Annotated in this window: 19 protein-coding genes; 13 read left to right on the plus strand and 6 right to left on the minus strand. The window is 68.6% G+C overall.

The features are described from left to right. Position 1 precedes the first annotated feature (1 nt). From benB to T8T21_RS16950, 8 genes are all read left to right on the plus strand, one after another. Positions 2-529: a benzoate 1,2-dioxygenase small subunit gene (gene benB, locus T8T21_RS16915; RefSeq protein ID WP_322337598.1), complete on the plus strand. Its 528-nt coding sequence runs from the start codon at positions 2-4 to the stop codon at positions 527-529. Between the two features lie 75 nt (positions 530-604). Continuing rightward, positions 605-1618, plus strand: coding sequence for a benzoate 1,2-dioxygenase electron transfer component BenC (benC, locus tag T8T21_RS16920; protein ID WP_322337599.1), 1014 nt, complete (start codon positions 605-607; stop codon positions 1616-1618). Continuing rightward, positions 1615-2394 carry a benzoate diol dehydrogenase BenD gene (gene benD, locus T8T21_RS16925; protein WP_322337600.1) on the plus strand — a complete coding sequence of 260 codons (780 nt, stop codon included), beginning with the start codon at positions 1615-1617 and terminating at the stop codon, positions 2392-2394. Before benC ends, benD begins: the two co-directional genes overlap by 4 nt. A 43-nt stretch (positions 2395-2437) precedes the next feature. Then, positions 2438-3604, plus strand: coding sequence for an ABC transporter substrate-binding protein (locus T8T21_RS16930; protein ID WP_322337601.1), 1167 nt, complete (start codon positions 2438-2440; stop codon positions 3602-3604). A gap of 68 nt (positions 3605-3672) precedes the next feature. Then, entirely contained in the window at positions 3673-4545 is an 873-nt protein-coding gene (locus T8T21_RS16935) for a branched-chain amino acid ABC transporter permease (protein ID WP_322337602.1), read from the plus strand. Between the two features lie 4 nt (positions 4546-4549). Then, positions 4550-5542, plus strand: a complete 993-nt coding sequence (locus tag T8T21_RS16940; RefSeq protein ID WP_322337603.1) for a branched-chain amino acid ABC transporter permease — start codon at positions 4550-4552, stop codon at positions 5540-5542. Further along, entirely contained in the window at positions 5535-6278 is a 744-nt protein-coding gene (locus T8T21_RS16945) for an ABC transporter ATP-binding protein (RefSeq protein ID WP_322337604.1), read from the plus strand. The genes T8T21_RS16940 and T8T21_RS16945 overlap by 8 nt, the downstream gene beginning before the upstream one ends. After that, the gene (locus tag T8T21_RS16950) at positions 6271-6972 is read left to right on the plus strand and encodes an ABC transporter ATP-binding protein (protein WP_322337605.1); all 702 of its coding nucleotides are present in this window, start codon (positions 6271-6273) and stop codon (positions 6970-6972) included. The genes T8T21_RS16945 and T8T21_RS16950 overlap by 8 nt, the downstream gene beginning before the upstream one ends. A 43-nt stretch (positions 6973-7015) precedes the next feature. Here T8T21_RS16950 and T8T21_RS16955 read toward each other — a convergent pair whose 3' ends face one another. Then, positions 7016-7906: a LysR family transcriptional regulator gene (locus tag T8T21_RS16955; RefSeq protein ID WP_322337606.1), complete on the minus strand. Its 891-nt coding sequence runs from the start codon at positions 7904-7906 to the stop codon at positions 7016-7018. A 101-nt stretch (positions 7907-8007) separates the two neighbouring features. Then, entirely contained in the window at positions 8008-8883 is an 876-nt protein-coding gene (locus T8T21_RS16960) for a dioxygenase family protein (protein ID WP_322337607.1), read from the minus strand. A 221-nt stretch (positions 8884-9104) separates the two neighbouring features. Here T8T21_RS16960 and T8T21_RS16965 point away from each other — a divergent pair, with 221 nt between their 5' ends. Genes T8T21_RS16965 through T8T21_RS16975 form a run of 3 tightly spaced genes read left to right on the plus strand, consistent with a single transcriptional unit; the run spans position 9105 to position 11595 of the window. After that, the gene (locus T8T21_RS16965) at positions 9105-9485 is read left to right on the plus strand and encodes a hypothetical protein (protein ID WP_322337608.1); all 381 of its coding nucleotides are present in this window, start codon (positions 9105-9107) and stop codon (positions 9483-9485) included. Continuing rightward, positions 9482-10345 (plus strand): alpha/beta fold hydrolase, encoded by an 864-nt coding sequence (locus tag T8T21_RS16970; protein WP_322337609.1) that lies wholly within the window; start codon positions 9482-9484, stop codon positions 10343-10345. Before T8T21_RS16965 ends, T8T21_RS16970 begins: the two co-directional genes overlap by 4 nt. Further along, the gene (locus T8T21_RS16975) at positions 10342-11595 is read left to right on the plus strand and encodes a benzoate/H(+) symporter BenE family transporter (RefSeq protein WP_322337610.1); all 1254 of its coding nucleotides are present in this window, start codon (positions 10342-10344) and stop codon (positions 11593-11595) included. Before T8T21_RS16970 ends, T8T21_RS16975 begins: the two co-directional genes overlap by 4 nt. Here the strand turns inward: T8T21_RS16975 and T8T21_RS16980 are convergent. From T8T21_RS16980 to T8T21_RS16990, 3 genes are all read right to left on the minus strand, one after another. Continuing rightward, positions 11547-12830 carry a TRAP transporter large permease gene (locus T8T21_RS16980; protein ID WP_322337611.1) on the minus strand — a complete coding sequence of 428 codons (1284 nt, stop codon included), beginning with the start codon at positions 12828-12830 and terminating at the stop codon, positions 11547-11549. The genes T8T21_RS16975 and T8T21_RS16980 overlap by 49 nt on opposite strands. Then, the gene (locus T8T21_RS16985) at positions 12830-13360 is read right to left on the minus strand and encodes a TRAP transporter small permease (protein ID WP_322337612.1); all 531 of its coding nucleotides are present in this window, start codon (positions 13358-13360) and stop codon (positions 12830-12832) included. Before T8T21_RS16985 ends, T8T21_RS16980 begins: the two co-directional genes overlap by 1 nt. A gap of 62 nt (positions 13361-13422) precedes the next feature. Beyond that, on the minus strand, positions 13423-14394 hold the full coding sequence (locus T8T21_RS16990) for a TRAP transporter substrate-binding protein (protein ID WP_322337772.1): 972 nt from the start codon (positions 14392-14394) through the stop codon (positions 13423-13425). 250 nt (positions 14395-14644) lie between these two features. On the opposite strand from T8T21_RS16990, the gene T8T21_RS16995 reads away from it, so the two are divergent. Next, positions 14645-15361, plus strand: coding sequence for a ribonuclease activity regulator RraA (locus tag T8T21_RS16995; protein ID WP_322337773.1), 717 nt, complete (start codon positions 14645-14647; stop codon positions 15359-15361). After that, positions 15337-16098, plus strand: a complete 762-nt coding sequence (locus T8T21_RS17000) for a FadR/GntR family transcriptional regulator (protein ID WP_322337613.1) — start codon at positions 15337-15339, stop codon at positions 16096-16098. Before T8T21_RS16995 ends, T8T21_RS17000 begins: the two co-directional genes overlap by 25 nt. A 56-nt stretch (positions 16099-16154) precedes the next feature. Here the strand turns inward: T8T21_RS17000 and T8T21_RS17005 are convergent, their stop codons facing one another. Beyond that, the gene (locus tag T8T21_RS17005; RefSeq protein WP_322337614.1) at positions 16155-16502 is read right to left on the minus strand and encodes a cupin domain-containing protein; all 348 of its coding nucleotides are present in this window, start codon (positions 16500-16502) and stop codon (positions 16155-16157) included. Positions 16503-16623: the final 121 nt, after the last annotated feature.

Below are 16623 nucleotides of genomic sequence, written 5' to 3' on the forward strand. Positions count from 1 at the left end.
CATGACCACCCAGACCATCGACCGCCCCGCCACCGCCACCGAGCTGAGCTTCGAGCGGATCCAGGCCTTTCTCTACGCCGAGGCGCGCGCCCTCGACGACCGGCAGTGGGATGACTGGATCGGCTTCTACCATCCCGACTGCCAGTTCTGGATGCCTGCCTGGGATGACTTCGACACGTTGACCGAAGATCCCGAGAACGAGATGTCGCTGATCTTCTACTACGACCGCTCGGGCATCGAGGACCGGGTGTTCCGGATCAAGACCGACCGCTCCTCGGCGACCTCGCTGCCCGAGCCGCGCACCCAGCACAACATCTCGAACATCGAGGTGCTGGAGCGCGCGGGCAGCACGATCAAGCTGCGGTTCAACTGGATCACCAACACCTACCGCTACGGCGAGACCGACACCCATTGGGGGACGTCCTTCTACACGCTCGACGTCTCGGGGGAGAAGCCGCTGATTGCCGACAAGAAGGTGGTGCTCAAGAACGACCGCATCCACCACGTGATCGACGTCTACCACATCTGAGCCGCGGCCATCGATCGATGGCCCAGGCGTCCGCGCGCCCCGGGGAGGGGGCGCGCGACCGGGAGGAGGAACAGCATGAGCTACAGCATCGCGCTCAATTTCGAGGACGGGGTCACCCGCGTCATCGATTGCGACGAGGACGAGAAGGTGACCGACGCCGCCTTCCGCCAGCGGATCAACATCCCGATGGACTGCCGCGACGGCGTCTGCGGCACCTGCAAGTGCTTTGCCGAGAAGGGCGAGTACGAGCTCGAATTCTACATGGATGAGGCGATGACCGAGGAGGAGGCGGAGGAAGGCTATGTCCTGACCTGCCAGATGATCCCGGAGAGTGACTGCGTCATCCGTGTTCCGGCCTCGTCGCTGGTCTGCAAGACCGGCGCCGAGACGCTGGGCGGTACGGTGGCCGGGGTGGATGTGCTGTCGGAGACCTCCTTCGGGCTGCGCGTGACGCTCGACCGGCCGATGGGCTTCCTGCCGGGGCAGTACGTCAACGTCTCGGTGCCCGGCGCGGGCGTGCACCGCTCCTATTCCTTTTCCTCGGCACCCGGCGCGACCGAGGCGAGCTTCCTGATCCGCAACCTGCCCGGCGGGGTGATGAGCGGCTATCTCGCCCAGGCCGACGCCGGTGACCGGCTGGAGCTGACCGGGCCGATGGGCGCCTTCTACCTGCGCCCGGTGGAGCGGCCGCAGCTCTGGCTGGCGGGCGGCACCGGCCTCGCGCCCTTCTTGTCGATGCTGGAGCAACTCGCCGCGCAGGGCTGCGATCAGCCGGTGACGCTCTATTACGCCGTGACCCGCGCCGCCGACCTGGTGGAGTTGGAGCGAGTGAAGGCGCTGGCCGAACGGATCGGCGGGGTCGAAGTGATCACCATCCTCGCCGCTGAGGAGGATGCGCATGAGCGCAAGGGCTTCGTCACCGACCACATCTCGGCCGGGGATCTCAACGAGGGCGATTGCGACGTCTATCTGTGCGGTCCGCCGCCGATGGTCGAGGCGGTGCGCAAGCATTTCGCCACGTTGGGCGTGGAGCCCGCGAGCTTCCACTACGAGAAGTTCGCCCCCACCGAGACGGCAGCGGCGGCATGAGCGGGCGCTTCGCGGGCAAGGCGATGGTGGTGACCGGCGCCGCGCAGGGCATCGGCCGGCGCGTGGCCGAGCGCGCCGCTGAGGAGGGCGCCGAGCTGCTCATCGTCGACCGGGCGCCGCAGCGCCGCGAGGTGGTGAAGGCGATCCGCGCCGCCGGCGGCACCGCGCATGAGACCAGCGCCAACCTCGAAAGCTGGGCCGGATGCCAGAAGGCGATGGATAAGGCGGTCGAGCTGTTCGGCCGGATCGACATCCTGGTCAACAATGTCGGCGGCACGATCTGGGCCAAGCCCTTCGAGCACTATGCCCCGAAGGAGATCGACGCCGAGGTCCGTCGTTCGCTGTTCCCGACGCTCTATTGCTGCCGCGCCGCGCTCGAGCCGATGCTCGAGGCGGGGCAGGGGGTGATCGTCAACGTCTCGTCGATCGCCACGCGCGGGCTCAACCGCGTGCCCTACGCGGCGGCCAAGGGCGGGGTGAACGCGATCACCGCGAGCCTCGCCTGGGAGGTGGCCGAGCGCGGCATCCGCGTCGTCGCCACCGCGCCGGGCGGCACAGAGGCGCCGCCGCGCGCCGTGCCGCGCAACCCCAATGCGGAACAGGAACAGCGCGAGGACTGGTACCGGACCATCGTCGACCAGACGATCCAGTCGAGCCTGATGAAACGATACGGCACGCTCGACGAGCAGGCGGGAGCGATCCTGTTCCTGGCGTCGGACGAGGCCTCCTACATCACGGGCGTCACCTTGCCCGTGGGAGGCGGAGATCTGGGCTGAGCCGTGGGAGGCGGCGAGGCCAAACAACTGGAGGAGAACACCCATGCCGACCATGACCAAGGCGGCCCTTGCCGGGCTCGCCACGACCTTCTGCGTCGAAAGCGCATCCGCTGAGCAGATCGATGTCGGGCTGCTCCTGCCCTTCTCGGGCGTCTATGCGGCGCTCGGCAACGACATCGAGGCGGGCTTCCGGCTCGGGCTCGAGACCTTCGGCGTCGAGACCGACGCCACCTTCGAGGTGCTGCGCGAGGACACCGAGGTCAAGCCGCCGGTGGCGCTCGCCAAGGCGCGCAAGCTGATGCTGCAGGACAATGTCGACGTGATGGTCGGCATCGTGTCCTCGGGCGTGCTGGGGGCGGTGCGCGACATGGTCGACGGCGCGGGCGTGCCGCTGATCGTCGCCAATGCCGGCAATGACGAGGCGACCGGCGCGGATTGCTCGCCCTACATCACGCGGATCTCCTTCTCGAACGGCCAGGTCAACCGCCCGATGGGCACCTGGCTGGCCGAGCAGGGCGTGGAGAAGGTCTACACCCTCGCACCCGACTACGCGGCGGGGCGGCAGATGATCGGTGGCTTCGTCGAGACCTTCGAGGCGGCCGGCGGCGAGATCGTCGGCCAGGAGTTCACGCCGTTCCAGCAGACCCAGGATTTCGGACCCTATCTCGCCCAGGCCAAGGCCAGCGGCGCCGATGCGGTCTATGTCTTCTATGCCGGAGGCGAGGCGATCTCCTTCGTCAAGCAGTATGACAGCTTCGGGCTGAAGGGCGAGCTGCCGCTCTACGGCTCCGGCTTCCTGACCTCGCCGCTCTATGTCGAGGCCGAGGGCGCGGCCGCCGAGGGTGTGGTCGCGGCGCTGCATTACGTGCCGACCATCGACAACGAGGCCAACGCCGCCTTCGTGCAGGCCTTCGAAGCGGCGAACGACCGGCTGCCGTCGGAGTTCGCGGTGCATGGCTACGACGCCGCGCGCGCGCTGATCGAGGCCTCCGCCACCGGCGCCGCCGACCGCGAAAGCCTGGCGCAGGCGCTGCGCGAGGTCAGCTTCGGTGGCCCGCGCGGCCAGATGTCGATCGATCCGGCGACCAACAACATCGTCCAGCCGATCTATGTCTACGAGACCGTCGCGGGCGAGGACGGGCTGACGCAGAAGGTGCTCGCCACCCTGCCGGCCGAGGCCGACCCGGCCAATGGCTGCGAGATGAACTGAAGGCCCGTGGCCGCGTCCGTCCCGGGCGCGGCCGATCTTTCACTGCGATCCGAACCGGGAGACCCGCCATGACCCATGACGCCGGCTTCTGGGTGCTTCAGGCGCTCAACGCGCTGCAGCTCTCGATGCTTCTCTTCCTGCTTTCCGTCGGGCTGACCGTGATCTTCGGCCTGATGCATTTCGTCAATCTCGCCCATGGCGCGCTCTACGCGCTCGGCGCCTATGTCGCCGCCAGCGTGGCGGGCGCCACCGGCGGCTTCTGGGTGGGGCTGATCGTGGCCCCGATTGCCGTCGCCGCGATGGGGGTGGTCCTCTATGGCGGGCTGATCCGCCGGATGCGGCGATCCGGCCCGATGGCGCAGGTGCTGGTCACCTTCGGCCTGATCTTCGCGCTTCTGGATCTCACCCGCATCATCTGGGGCGACGTGGCGCTGGCCTCCGACGTGCCGGTGCTGCTCGAGGGGCAGGTCCGGCTACTGGGTGTCGACTACCCGGCCTACCGGCTGTTCGTGATCGGGCTGGGTCTGGCAGTGCTCGCCGCACTCGCCTTCGTGCTGGGGCGCACCCAGATCGGCGCGATGATCCGCGCCGGTGTCGACAATGACGCCATGGCCGCCTGCCTCGGCATCGATGTCGAGCGGCTGTTCTTCGTGGTGTTCTGCGTCGGTTGCGCGCTGGCGGGGCTGGCGGGCGCGGTGGCGGCGCCGCTGCTGTCGGTGACGCCCGACATGGGGCTGCAGATCCTGATCCCGGTGCTGATCGTCATCGTCATCGGCGGGCTGGGATCGCTCAAGGGGGCGATCGCCGGGGCGCTGATCTACGGGGTGGTGCAGACCTTCGGCGCGGTGCTGGCGCCGCAGTTCTCCTCGGTTCTCATCTATGCCCTGCTGGCGCTGGTCCTCGTGACCCGGCCGACCGGCCTCTTCCCCGCGAAAGGATAGAGCGATGTTCAGACACACTCCCCTGCGCGTCGCGGCGCTGGCGCTGCTCGCCGCCGCGGGCATCGGATACGCCTTCGGCGCGAGCTATTTCGGGCTCGAGATCCTAACCGAGATCGCGATCCTCGCGATCCTGGTGTTGGCGCTCGACATGGTGGCGGGCTTCGGCGGTATGGTGTCACTGGCGCATGGCGCGCTGGCCGGCGTGGGCGCCTATGGCTACGCCATGCTGCAGACCCAGACCGGGGTCGCGCCACCGCTGGCGCTTTTGGGTGCGGTCGGGCTGACCGGCGCGCTGGCCTGGGCGATCGGCGCGGTCTGCGCCCGCAGCCACGGCATCTATTTCATCATGGCGACGCTGGCCTTCGGGCAGATGGCCTATTCCTACATCTTCGAAACCCCCGCCTTCGGCGGCGATGACGGGCTGGGCGGCATCGCGCGGCTCGACCTGTCGGTGTTCGGCATCGACCTGATGGACAGCCGCAGCTTCGCACTGTTCTGCCTCGCCATGGTGGCGCTGGCCTATGCCGCCTGCGCCTTCGTGCTGCGCTCGGGGCTGGGGCGCAGCCTGTCGGGCGTGCAGCAGAGCGAGCAGCGGATGCGCGCGCTTGGCCTCACCGTCTGGCGGGTCAAGGCGCATGTGTTCGGCCTGTCGGGCATGATCGCCGGGCTGTCGGGCGCGCTGGCGGCGCAGCACATCATGTATGTCTCGCCCGGCCTGCTGTCGTGGACCGTCTCGGGCGAGGCGCTGGTGGTGGTGATCCTCGGGGGCCTGGGCACGCTGGTCGGCCCGCTGGTCGGCGCCGCCTTCTTCGTGGTGCTCAAGCACGAGGTCGGGGCGATCACCCCCTACTGGCACCTGGTCACCGGGCTGGTGCTGATCGCCGTGGTGATGAGCCGCGCGAACGGCATCTTCGGCGCCATAGAGACATGGGTCGCGCAACGCCGCACGGCCCGTCGCCCGCAACCCCTGGCCGAGGAGGTGCCCGGCAATGCTTGAGACCCGCAATCTCGACAAGAGCTTCGGCGCGATCCACGTCACCCGCGACGTGTCGCTGAAGCTGGGGCGCGGCGAGCGCCGCGTGATCCTCGGCCCCAACGGCGCCGGCAAGACCACGCTGTTCAACCAGCTTACCGGCGAGATAGCCCCGAGCTCGGGGCGGATCATCCTCGACGGCGAGGACGTCACCGCGCTGCCGGTGGCGCAGCGCGCCAGGGCCGGCCTGTCGCGCAGCTACCAGAAGAACACGCTGTTCGACGGGCTGAGCGTGGCCGACAATCTCGGCCTCGCGGCGATGGTGGCGCAGGGACGGGGCATGGGGCTGGGCCGCGACGGGCTCCTCCACCCGGAGGTCCGCGAGACGGTAGCGGAGGTCGCCGCGCAGCTGCGCCTGTCGGATCATCTCGACGCGCGGGTGAGCGAGATCTCCTACGGCATGCGCCGCCAGCTCGAGGTCGGCGTGGCACTGGCCACGCGGCCCAAGGTGATCCTGATGGACGAGCCGACCTCCGGGGTGGGGCCCGAGATGGCCAGGGGCTTCCACGAGCTGCTGGCATCGCTACCGCGCGACCTGACGCTGCTGATCATCGAGCACGACATGGATCTCGCCTTCGCGGTGGCCGACACGATCACGGTGCTGAACTACGGCGAGGTGGTGTTCGACGGGCTGCCCGAGGCGGCGCGCGGCAGCAGCCTGCTCAAGGAAATCTATCTGGGGAGCTGGGAAGATGCTTGATCTGGTGGACGTCCGGTCCGGCTATGGCGAAACGCAGGTGCTGCACGGGCTGTCGCTCGCGGCCCGGCCGGGGCGGGTGCTGGCGGTGCTGGGCCGCAACGGCGCCGGCAAGAGCACGACGCTCAAGACCATCATGGGGCTGCTGCCCTGCCGCGGCGGCGAGATCCGCCTCGACGGCGCGCCGATCGCCAAGCGCCCCTTCGACGTGGCCCGCGACGGCATCGCCTATGTGCCCGAGACGCGGGACATCTTCCCTTCGCTCACGGTGCGCGAGAACCTCGACCTCGCCGCGCGGCGCTTTGCCGGGGCGGGGGAGGGGCGCTGGACGCTCGAACGGGTGCTCGAACTGTTTCCGCGCCTGGGGGAGCGGATGGAGAATGGCGGCACGCAGCTTTCGGGTGGCGAGCAGCAGATGCTGGCGATTGCGCGGGCGCTGCTGATGAACCCGCGGCTGCTGATCCTCGACGAGCCGACCGAGGGGTTGGCGCCAATCATCGTCAAGCTGATCCATGACAAGCTGCAGGAGCTCAAGCGTGCCGGGCTGACCATGGTGGTGGTCGAGCAGAATTTCGGCTTTGCCACCTCGCTGGCCGACGACGTGGCGGTGGTCAGCAAGGGGCAGGTGGTCTGGACCGGTACCGCCGCCGAGATCCGCGCCGACGCCGAGGCGCAGCATCGCTGGCTGGGGGTCTGAACCCAATGGCACGGCCCGGGCCGCCGGCGCGGCGGCCCGTGGTTCAGAAGACCTTGCGCGCGACCTTCTGGGCGATGCCGACGAAGTTGCGCACATGCGCGCCCTGTTCGTCGTAGCGGTAGTTCAATGCCAGTGCGGTACGCGCGATCTCTGGCTCGATGCGCAGGAACTTCATGCCCTTGCGCGGCGCTGACGAGACCGACTCCGGGACGATGCAGACCCCTTCCCCGACCGAGACGAGGCTGAGCGCGGTCTGCAGGTCCATGCACCAGACCCGCAGCGGCACCGGAAAGCCCGCCTTCTCGCAGGCGCCGAGGATGAAGTCGGCGTAGCTCGGACGCGGGTATTCCGGGTAGAGGATCAGATTGTGCGTCGCCAGCCGTTCGAGCTTGGCCACCGTGCGCCCACCGGTATCGACGGTGTCGGGCAGGGCCAGGATCAGCCGCTCCTCGAGCAGCTCGCGGGTGACGAATTCGGGGTCCTCTAGCGCCGGGCGGCCGAACGCCACGTCGATTTCGCGCGCCACAAGCGCCCGGTGCAGCTGCGCGTTGTTCATCGGCAGCAGGCTGAGATTGACCTCCGGAAAATTGGCGCGAAACGATTTGATGATGGTCGGCAGGATGCCGAAGGTCGATGAGCCGACGAAGCCGATCCTCAGCCGCCCCTCGGCACCCTGTCCGATCCGCTTCACCTCGAGCTTGGCATCCTCGATCTGGCGCAGGATCGACACGCCGCGTTCGTAGAGCCGCTCCCCCGCTTGGGTGAGCGAGATGGCGCTGCGGCTTCGGTCGAAAAGCTGGGCGCCGAGCTCCTCCTCGAGCTGCTTGATCTGGCGGCTGAGCGGTGGCTGCGCCATGCCGAGACGTTCCGCCGCACGGCCGAAGTGAAGTTCCTCGGCCAGTGCCGTGAAGTAGGTCAGTTGCCTGAAATTCATTGCTCTCTCCCTGGCCCGCGATCTTACGGCGCCGCAAAGGGGCTGGCACGAGAAAAACCCCTGCCGAGGCAGGGGTTTGGGGTCGCCAGGCGGGCCGATTTCTACTCCGCGGCGAGCGCGGCCTCGGCGGCGCCCTCCTTGAGGACGAAATCGAAGCTCACCCGCAGGTCGGTGTCGAGATCGCTGCCGGCCTTCTCGAACTTCGCGATCAGGCTCTCCTTCACCGCGAAGACCGAGTCGCTGTCGAGCCAATCGCTGTCGGCGTCGTAGACCTGGCTGACCAGGGTGCGGTAGCCGTCCTTGGACAGGATGAAATGCATGTGGCCGGGGCGGTTCGGGTGATGGCCCATGTAGCGCAGCAGCTCGCCCGCCGTCTCGTTGTCGGGGATCGGGTAGGCGACCGGGCGCACCGCGCGAAAGGCGTAATGGCCCTGCTCGTCGGTCTCGAAGCGGCCGCGCAGATTGTAGTCGGGCTGGTCCGGGTCGTGGTTCTCGTAGAGCCCGTTCGGCGCATCCTCCCAGACGTCGATGGTCACGCCGGTGACGGGGTTGCCATGGGCGTCGCGGACATGGCCCTCGAAATAGACCGTCTCCTCGTTGTCGAAATGCTTCTGCACGGTCGAGGCGCCCTTGGGCAGCACCGGCGGGTTCTCGCGGTAGAAGGGGCCGAGCACCGTGGACTCGCTCTCGCCGCCCTCGACCGGGTGGGTCAGCATGTCAGCCAGCACCTCGACGCCGAGGATGTCGCCGAGCAGGATGAATTCCTGTCGCTTGTCGTCGCAGACCGCGCCGGCGCGGGCGAGGAACTGGCAGGCCTCGATGAATTCGCCATGGGTCAGGGTCACGTCGCGGCAGAAATCATGCAGGTGACGGATCAGCGCGCTCATGATCTCGCGCTGGCGGTCGCTGATCTCGCCATGCTGGCCGAGCGAGGCGATCACCGCGTCCGTGACGGTCTCTCTGGTAACGTTGCGCATCCTCATTCCTCCTCCAAGGGGTCGCTTCGCCGGCATCCTGTGCGAGTGGCCCCAGCCGGCCAATGCCCGGCCCGGTATCGCGCGATACCCTGCCTCCCGCATCGCCCGTGACGCGAGCCGCGGGGGTATCGCGGGATACCCTGCGCGACATTGCCCGGCGCGGCGGATCCACGGCAGCTTGGGCCCCGAACGCCCATCCGGGCGAGCGAGAGGAGAGGATCATGCAAGCCAGACTGCGCGCCATGCAGGCCCGGCTCAACGGCACGCCGCATCTGCGGCGGCTGGGGCGGCTGTTTTCGGAGACCGTGCTGCTGAAGGTGGACGACGCCGAATATTACCTCGTCTTCGACCGTGGCGCGCTGGCGGCGATCCAGTGCGGCCCGAGCCGCAAGACGCCTTGGCGCTTCGCGCTCTCAACCGACGCGGCGGCGCTGGAGGCGTTCTGGCAGGCGCGGCCCGAGCCGGGATTCCACGACATCTTCGGGTTGGTGAAGATCGGCCGGGGCCGGGTCGATGGCGACATCCTCGCCCTCGTGAAGAACCTGCGCTTCTTCAAGGAATTCATGGCGCTGGGGCGCGACGTCGAGGAGGTGCCGGCATGAACGGGACGATCGAGGCGATCACCGGGCGCTACCTGACGCTGGACTTGGGCGGGCGCGCCCACCGCGTCTATTTCGAGGAGGCCGGGCAGGGTCGCCCGGTGCTGTGCCTGCACACGGCCGGGGCCGACACGCGGCAATGGCGGCACCTGCTCAACGACGCCGAGATCACCGGCTCGAACCGGCTCATCGCCTTCGACATGCCGTGGCACGGCAAGTCGTTGCCGCCGGAAGGGTTCGAGACCGAGGAATACCTGCTGACCACCGAGGCCTATATCGAGACCGTGCTGGCGATGGTCGAGGCGCTTGGGCTCGAGCGGCCGGTGCTGGCGGGTTGCTCCATGGGTGGGCGGATCGCGCTGCAGCTCGCGGCGCTGCATCCCGAGCGCTTCTCGGGCTTCATCGCGATCGAGGCCAGTGACTTCCAGCCCGCCTGGTACGACATCGACTGGTTCCACCGCCCCGACGCGCATGGCGGCGAGATGGGGGCGGCGCTGGTCTCGGCCAACATTTCTCCGCACGCGCCGGCGGCCGAGCGCTGGAACACCCAGTGGATGTTCATGCAGTCCGGGCCCGGCGTGTTCCGGGGCGATCTGAGCTTCTACACGCGCGACGACAGCCTGATCGGTCGGCTCGGCGCGATCGACACGGCGCGTACGCCGGTGCACCTGATGGTCGGCGCCTATGACCTGACCTGCACGCCCGAGGATGCCCGGCGCACCGCCGCGGCGATCCCCGGCGCGACGCTGGCGGTGATGGATGAGCTCGGCCATTTCCCGATGAGCGAGCACCCCATCGGCTTCCGCCCATACTTCCTCGAAGCGCTGGCGCGGATGCCCGACACGGCGCGCCGGGCGGCGTGAGCGCGGGCGCGGCACCCGAGCGCAGCGGGGGTCTGCGCGACGTCTCCGCTTCGGCGGTGACGGCCGGGCTGCTGGCGGTGCTGGTGTCCTGCGCCGGGCCGCTGCTGATCCTGTCGCAGGCGGCGCAGGCGATGGGGGTCGGGGCGCAGGCCTTCTCGTCATGGGTCTTCGCGACACTGGTCTCGGCCGGGCTGGCCTGCATCGGGCTGAGCCTGTGGTTGCGCGCCCCGGTGCTGGTGGCTTGGTCGGCGCCCGGCGCGGTGCTGCTGATCTCGGCCGGGCCCGCGCTGTCGCCGGGCGAGGTAGCGGGGGCCTATCTCGTCACCGCCGCCGCGATCCTGGCGATCGGGGCGAGCGGGTTGTTCGACCGGATCGTCGCTCTGGTGCCGCGCGCGGTGGCGAGCGGCATGATGGCGGGCATCCTGTTCCGTTTCGGCGCCGAGGCGATGGGTGCGCTCGGCGCGGTGCCGCTGGCCTTCACGGTGCTACTCGCGGCGTTCCTTGTGCTGCAGGCGCGGCTGCCGCGGATGGTGATGCCCATCGTGCTGTTATTGGCGCTGGCGCTGTCATGGGGGATCTACGAGGTGCCGTTGAGCGAGGTCGGGCTGCGGGTGGCGCAGCCCTTCGTGACCTGGCCGGTCTTCTCCGCGCAGGCGCTTCTGGGGCTGGCGCTGCCATTGGTGGTGGTTACGCTGACCGGGCAGTTCCTCGGCGGGCTGGCAGTGCTGCGCTCGAACGGCTTTGCCGCGCCGGCCCGGCCGATCCTGGTGGTGGCGAGTCTGGCGGCGCTGCCCGCCGCGCTGATGGGCGGGATCACCACCGCGTTGGCCTCGATCACCATGGCGCTCGGGGCGGGACCCGAAGCGCATCCAGACCCGTCGCGCCGCTATGTGGCCGGGGTGGCCTGCGGGGTGTTCTTCTGCCTCGCGGGGGTGTTCGGTGGCAGTATCGTCGCGGCGCTGACGCTGTTGCCGGGCGAGGTGATCGCGCTGCTCGCGGGGCTGGCGCTGCTCGGGCCGATCGGGCGCGGGCTGTCGGAGATGATGGCCGATCCGCAGGAGGCACAGGCCGGGCTGCTGACCTTCGTCGTGACAGCGTCGGGCGCCAGCCTGTGGGGCCTCGGCGGCAGTTTCTGGGGGATCGTGGTGGGGATCGCCGCCGTGGCGCTGCGGCGGGTCGGGCGACCCGCCGCAACGCAGGATCAGAGCCCCATCAGCCGCGGCAGGCCGAGCGAGACCCAGGGTACGTAGGTGACCAGCAGCAGCGCCCCGGCCAGCGCGATGTAGAAGGGCCAGATCGCGCGCACCGCCTCCTCGATGCGGATGCGCCCGACGACGCAGCCGACGAAGAGGCAGGTGCCCACCGGCGGGGTGCACAGCCCGAGGCCGAGATTGACCAGCAGCATGATGCCGAACTGCTCGGGCTCCATGCCGAGGCTGCGGGCGATCGGCAGGAAGATCGGCGTGCAGATCAGGATCAGCGCCGCCATGTCCATGATCATGCCCAGAACCAGCAGCATGACGTTGATCATCAGCAGGATCAGGATCTTGTTCTGGGTCAGCGCCAGCAGCGCGTCCGACAGCCGCGCCGGCACCTGGTAGAGCGCCAGCAGATAGGCGAAGGAGGCCGCGAAGCCGATCAGGATCATCACCATCGCGGTGGTGCGCACCGAGTTGACGATGGCGGTGCGGAAATCCTCCCAGCTCAGGCTGCGATAGACGATCGCGGTGAGCGCCAGCGCGTAGAGCGCGCCGAAGGCGCCGGATTCGGTCACCGTGAACACGCCCGAAAGCACGCCGCCGATGATGATGATCGCGGTGACGAGGCCGGGGATGGATTCGGCGGCCGAGAGCAGCACCGCGCGCCAGCCCGGGAAGGCCTCGGCCGGGTAGTTGTGGCGGATCGCGAGGATGTAGGCGGCGATGGCGAGGCACAGGCACATCAGCATGCCGGGCACCACGCCCGCGACGAAGAGCTTGGAGATCGAGACGCCGCCGCCGGCCGCGATGGCGAAGATGATCATGTTGTGGCTGGGCGGGATCACGATGCCGGCGATCGACGAGGTCACGGTGACGTTGACCGCGTAGTCGGCGCGGTAGCCACGCTCCTTCATCACCGGCACCAGCAGCGATCCGAGCGCCGAGATGTCGGCGATGGCCGAGCCGGAGATGCCACCGAACAGCATGCTCGACAGGATGTTGACCGAGCCGAGCCCGCCGCGGATATGGCCGACCAGCGTCGAGGCGAAGTTGACCAGCTTGCGGGCGATCCCGCCATGCAGCATCAGCTCGCCCGCGAAGATGAAGAACGGGATCGCCAGCAGCGAGAAGGCGGAGATGCCGGAAATCGTCCGCTGGAAGGTCATCAGCAGCGGCAGCCCCTCGAACCAGAAGGTCAACGCCGCGGCGATGCCCATCGCGAAGGCCACCGGCACGCCGAGCAGCAGCAGCGCCGCGAAGGCGCCCATGAGGATGGCGAGGCCCATCAGATCTTCTCCGGGAGAAAGGGGTCGGTGCTGGGCATCTGCCCGAGCATCCGGCGCAGCGCGCGGGTGCCGCAGAACAGCGTCGCCAGCAGGCCGCAGATCGCCGCCGGGACGGCGCGCATCCCCTCGGGGAGGTGCAGCATCGGCAATTGCGAGGACCAGCCGAAGCGCGCCAGCTCGGCCGAGGCCGAGAACATGACGATGCCGAAGCCGGCCATGATCAGGTCGGAGATGCAGCGCAGCACCGAGGAGACGCGCGGCCCGAAGCCGTCGCGCACGAAGCTGACGCCGAGATGGCCGTCGTCATGGATGCCGGCGGCGGCGCCGAGAAAGGTGATGTATCCCACCAGCAGCAGCGAGAGCTGCTCGACCCAGGTCGGCGTGGTGTTGAGCACGTAGCGGCCGAAGACCAGCCAGCCGAAGCTGGCGATCAGCACCACTAGGCAGAGCGATCCGACCAGCAGGCAGGCGTTGCGCAGCAGCCGCAGCGCGGCGTCGAGTCCGGCGATCAGGCGGGGATGGGCGGTCATGGGCGATGTCCCGGCGAGGGGGAAGGGGAGGCGGGGGCCGGAGCGGTCCCCGCCGGGTCGGTTCACTGCGCGGCGCGGATCATCTCGACCAGCGGCGCCATGTCGGGATTGTCGGCGACATAGGCATCGTAGACCGGGGTCATCGCTTCCTGGAAGGCGCTCTTGTCGGCGATCTCGTTGATCTCGACGCCGGCGGCCCGGAGCGTCTCGAGGCTCGCGGCCTCGCGCTCGTCCCACAGCTCGCGCTGGTAGGTGGCGCTCTCGCGGCCGGCCTCGGCCACGATCTCCTGCTGCTCCGGCGTCAGCGCGTCCCAGGACTTGAGGCTGATGCAGAGGCATTCGGGGATGATCAGGTGCTCGGTCAGCGAGTAGAACTTCGCGACCTCGTAATGGTTGGTCGATTCATAGGAGGGCGGGTTGTTCTCCGCGCCGTCGACCACCCCGGTGCGCAGCGACTGGTAGACCTCGGCGAAATCCATCGGCGTGGCGTTGCCGCCCATCGCCTCGATCATGCCGACGAAGAGGTCGTTGTTCATCACCCGCACCTTCATGCCGGCGACGTCCTCGGGCGTCTCGATCGGGGCTTCGCCGTTGTAGAAGGAGCGCGCACCGGCGGCGTACCAGCCGACCGGCACGATGCCGCGGGCGCGCATGCCCTCGCCGATCGCGGCGCCGAGCTCGCCATCCATCAGCGCGTACATCTGCGGCACGTCCTTGAAGATGAAGGGCAGCAGCGTGACGTTGGCCTCGGGCACCGACTGGCCCATCGGGCCCAGGTTGAAGACGCCGAAATCGATGACCCCGAGCCGCAGCTGCTCGATCGCGTCGGGCTGCGAGCCGAGCACGCCGGAATGGAAGGTCTTGGCGGTCAGTTCGCCGCCGGTGCGCTCCTCGACCAGCGCGCCGAAGCGCTCCATGCCGTGGCTGACCGGGTAATCCTCGACATGGATGTTCCAGCCGCGCCATTCCTCGGCGGCGACGCTGCCGCCGGCCATTGCGATCGCTGCGGCACAGCCGAGCAGGATGCCTCTCATGAACATGTCACTGTCCTCCCTCTCCCTTGTAAGATTTGATTCGTAGTCCGAATTACAAAAAAACGCAACATTGATGTTGGAAACGCGTAATCTCCATATATATTGGCCATCGCAGGGCGGGCTTCCGGCCGAGGGTGGCGGGTCTTGTAAAAATAACGATTACAAATCTTGACAAGATGCGGGTGGCCGTCTAGCTTGGGCTCAACATTTGGCAGAGCCGTCACGGGACGGGCAGGAGGGGACGATGGAAATGACGGCGCTCGGGTCGCAGACCCATGCGAGGTTGATGCAGGTCAGCACGGCGACCTTGACGACCGCGCTCTTCAAGCGGGGCTTTCGCAACATCTACCTGCAGGGGCCGCAGCGGCTCCGGTCGGGGCGCAACATGGTCGGCCTCGCCTACACGCTGCGCTACATCCCGGCGCGCGAGGATCTCGACGTGCTCGAAAGCTTTGCCGACCGCGAGAACGCGCAGCGCAAGGGCGTCGAGGAATGCCCCGCCGGCGCGGTCTTCGTGATCGACTCGCGCGGCGACGCGACCGCGGCTTCCGCCGGCTGCATCTTGGCGACGCGGCTGCAGCAGCTCGGCTGCCGTGGCATCGTCACCGATGGCGGCTTTCGCGACACGCCGGAGATCGCGCAGCTCGAGATGCCCGCCTACCACTCGCGACCGAGCGCGCCGACCAACCTCACCAAGCACCACGCGGTTGCGATCAACGACCCGATCGCCTGCGGCGGCGTGTCCGTTTTCCCCGGCGACGTCATTGTCGGTGACAATGAGGGGGTTGTATGCATACCGAGGCACATGGCCGATGAAGTCGCCGAGGAGGCCATCGAAATGACCTCCTTCGAGGATTTCGTGATGGAGGAGGTGCAGAAGGGCGCGTCGACCTTCGGCCTCTACCCGCCGACCGATCCGGCAACAAAGGGGAAGTACAGCGCATGGCGACAGGCAAACGGGCGATAGAGTTTCCCCAAGCGGCGGCCCCGGTGCGGGCCGCCCGTGAAACCCGCGACCGGACATTGGCCGATACGGTCTATGAAAACATCCTCTCGCGGATCGTGCGGGGGGATTTCCCCGTGGGCGAGAAGCTCCCCACCGAGCACGATCTGAGCGAGGAGATGGGCGTGTCGCGCCCGGTGCTGCGCCAGGCGCTCAAGCAGCTGCGCGAGGACGGGGTCGTGGTGTCGCGCCAGGGCTCCGGCTCCTTCGTGCGGCGCAAGCCCGAGGAGGCGGTGCTCGACTTCGCGCCGATCGGCTCGATCGCCGACATCCAGCGCACCTTCGAGTTCCGCGCCGCGATCGAGGGCGAGGCGGCCTATCTCGCCGCGCAGCGCCGCTCGGAGCGCGAGCTGCGCCAGATCCAGGCCGCGCTCGAAGAGCTGGACCGCTGCGTGCGCACCGGCGAGCTCGGCGTCGATGCCGACGAGGCGTTCCACGCCGCGGTCTGCGCGGCCTCCGACAACCACTACTTCATGTCGGCGCGCAACTCGATGAAGGCCAACATCCTCACCGGCCTCAACCTCACCCGCAACCTGTCGCTGACCAAGTCGCAGGAGCGGCTGGTGATGGTGCAGGCCGAGCATGACGCGATCTACGAGGCGATCGCGGCGCGCGACGGCGAGGCGGCGCGGGCGGCGATGCGCGGCCATATCGAGAACGCCCGCAGGCGGGTCTTCGAAGGCGATATCGGCCACGCCTGACGCGGCCGTGACGGCATGATCTGAAGGGCCCCCGCCATGGCGGGGGCCCTTTGCGTTCAGCCGGTCGGCAGGCCGTGCGCCTCCATGAAATCGGCGCGGCGCGGGGTGAAGGCGTCGATCAGCACGCCCTCCTCGAGGCACAGGCAGGAGTGCTCGGCGTTCGAGGGGATCAGCATCGCGTCGCCGGGGCCCAGGTCGCGGGTCTCGCCCGCGACGGTGAAGCGGAACAGCCCCGAGGTCACGTAGGTCGTCTGGACATGCGGATGGTGGTGCGGCAGGCCGCGCCCATCCTTCTCGAAGCGGAACTCGACCATCATCAACTCGGGGTTCTCGCACAGGATGCGCCGCTGGGCGCCGGGGCCGGAGGTCATCCAGGCCTCCGGGGTATCGCTGTTCACCTGCATCATCGTCTCCTCTCTCGTGGCAGATCGCCGCGCGCCGTCACGGTGCGGGGCATGACAGGGGCCTCCGGGCGGGGAGGCCGAACAAATTCGTCCCGATCCGGGGCGCGGCGGCCGGAACTTG

It is taken from the genome of Limimaricola variabilis (genome assembly GCF_034371605.1).
Classification (GTDB): Bacteria; Pseudomonadota; Alphaproteobacteria; order Rhodobacterales; family Rhodobacteraceae; genus Limimaricola; species Limimaricola variabilis.

What these genes read in the sequence shown, in the direction of transcription:
- T8T21_RS17005 (WP_322337614.1), bottom strand. Translation starts at nt 16,502, where the DNA reads ATGCAGGTGAACAGCGATACCCCGGAGGCCTGGATGACCTCCGGCCCC.
- T8T21_RS16985 (WP_322337612.1), bottom strand. Translation starts at nt 13,360, where the DNA reads ATGACCGCCCATCCCCGCCTGATCGCCGGACTCGACGCCGCGCTGCGG.
- T8T21_RS16940 (WP_322337603.1), top strand. Translation starts at nt 4,550, where the DNA reads ATGTTCAGACACACTCCCCTGCGCGTCGCGGCGCTGGCGCTGCTCGCC.
- T8T21_RS16980 (WP_322337611.1), bottom strand. Translation starts at nt 12,830, where the DNA reads ATGGGCCTCGCCATCCTCATGGGCGCCTTCGCGGCGCTGCTGCTGCTC.
- T8T21_RS16945 (WP_322337604.1), top strand. Translation starts at nt 5,535, where the DNA reads ATGCTTGAGACCCGCAATCTCGACAAGAGCTTCGGCGCGATCCACGTC.
- T8T21_RS16930 (WP_322337601.1), top strand. Translation starts at nt 2,438, where the DNA reads ATGCCGACCATGACCAAGGCGGCCCTTGCCGGGCTCGCCACGACCTTC.
- benC (WP_322337599.1), top strand. Translation starts at nt 605, where the DNA reads ATGAGCTACAGCATCGCGCTCAATTTCGAGGACGGGGTCACCCGCGTC.
- benD (WP_322337600.1), top strand. Translation starts at nt 1,615, where the DNA reads ATGAGCGGGCGCTTCGCGGGCAAGGCGATGGTGGTGACCGGCGCCGCG.
- T8T21_RS16960 (WP_322337607.1), bottom strand. Translation starts at nt 8,883, where the DNA reads ATGCGCAACGTTACCAGAGAGACCGTCACGGACGCGGTGATCGCCTCG.
- T8T21_RS16955 (WP_322337606.1), bottom strand. Translation starts at nt 7,906, where the DNA reads ATGAATTTCAGGCAACTGACCTACTTCACGGCACTGGCCGAGGAACTT.
- T8T21_RS16965 (WP_322337608.1), top strand. Translation starts at nt 9,105, where the DNA reads ATGCAAGCCAGACTGCGCGCCATGCAGGCCCGGCTCAACGGCACGCCG.
- T8T21_RS17000 (WP_322337613.1), top strand. Translation starts at nt 15,337, where the DNA reads ATGGCGACAGGCAAACGGGCGATAGAGTTTCCCCAAGCGGCGGCCCCG.
- T8T21_RS16950 (WP_322337605.1), top strand. Translation starts at nt 6,271, where the DNA reads ATGCTTGATCTGGTGGACGTCCGGTCCGGCTATGGCGAAACGCAGGTG.
- T8T21_RS16970 (WP_322337609.1), top strand. Translation starts at nt 9,482, where the DNA reads ATGAACGGGACGATCGAGGCGATCACCGGGCGCTACCTGACGCTGGAC.
- T8T21_RS16990 (WP_322337772.1), bottom strand. Translation starts at nt 14,394, where the DNA reads ATGAGAGGCATCCTGCTCGGCTGTGCCGCAGCGATCGCAATGGCCGGC.
- T8T21_RS16995 (WP_322337773.1), top strand. Translation starts at nt 14,645, where the DNA reads ATGACGGCGCTCGGGTCGCAGACCCATGCGAGGTTGATGCAGGTCAGC.
- benB (WP_322337598.1), top strand. Translation starts at nt 2, where the DNA reads ATGACCACCCAGACCATCGACCGCCCCGCCACCGCCACCGAGCTGAGC.
- T8T21_RS16935 (WP_322337602.1), top strand. Translation starts at nt 3,673, where the DNA reads ATGACCCATGACGCCGGCTTCTGGGTGCTTCAGGCGCTCAACGCGCTG.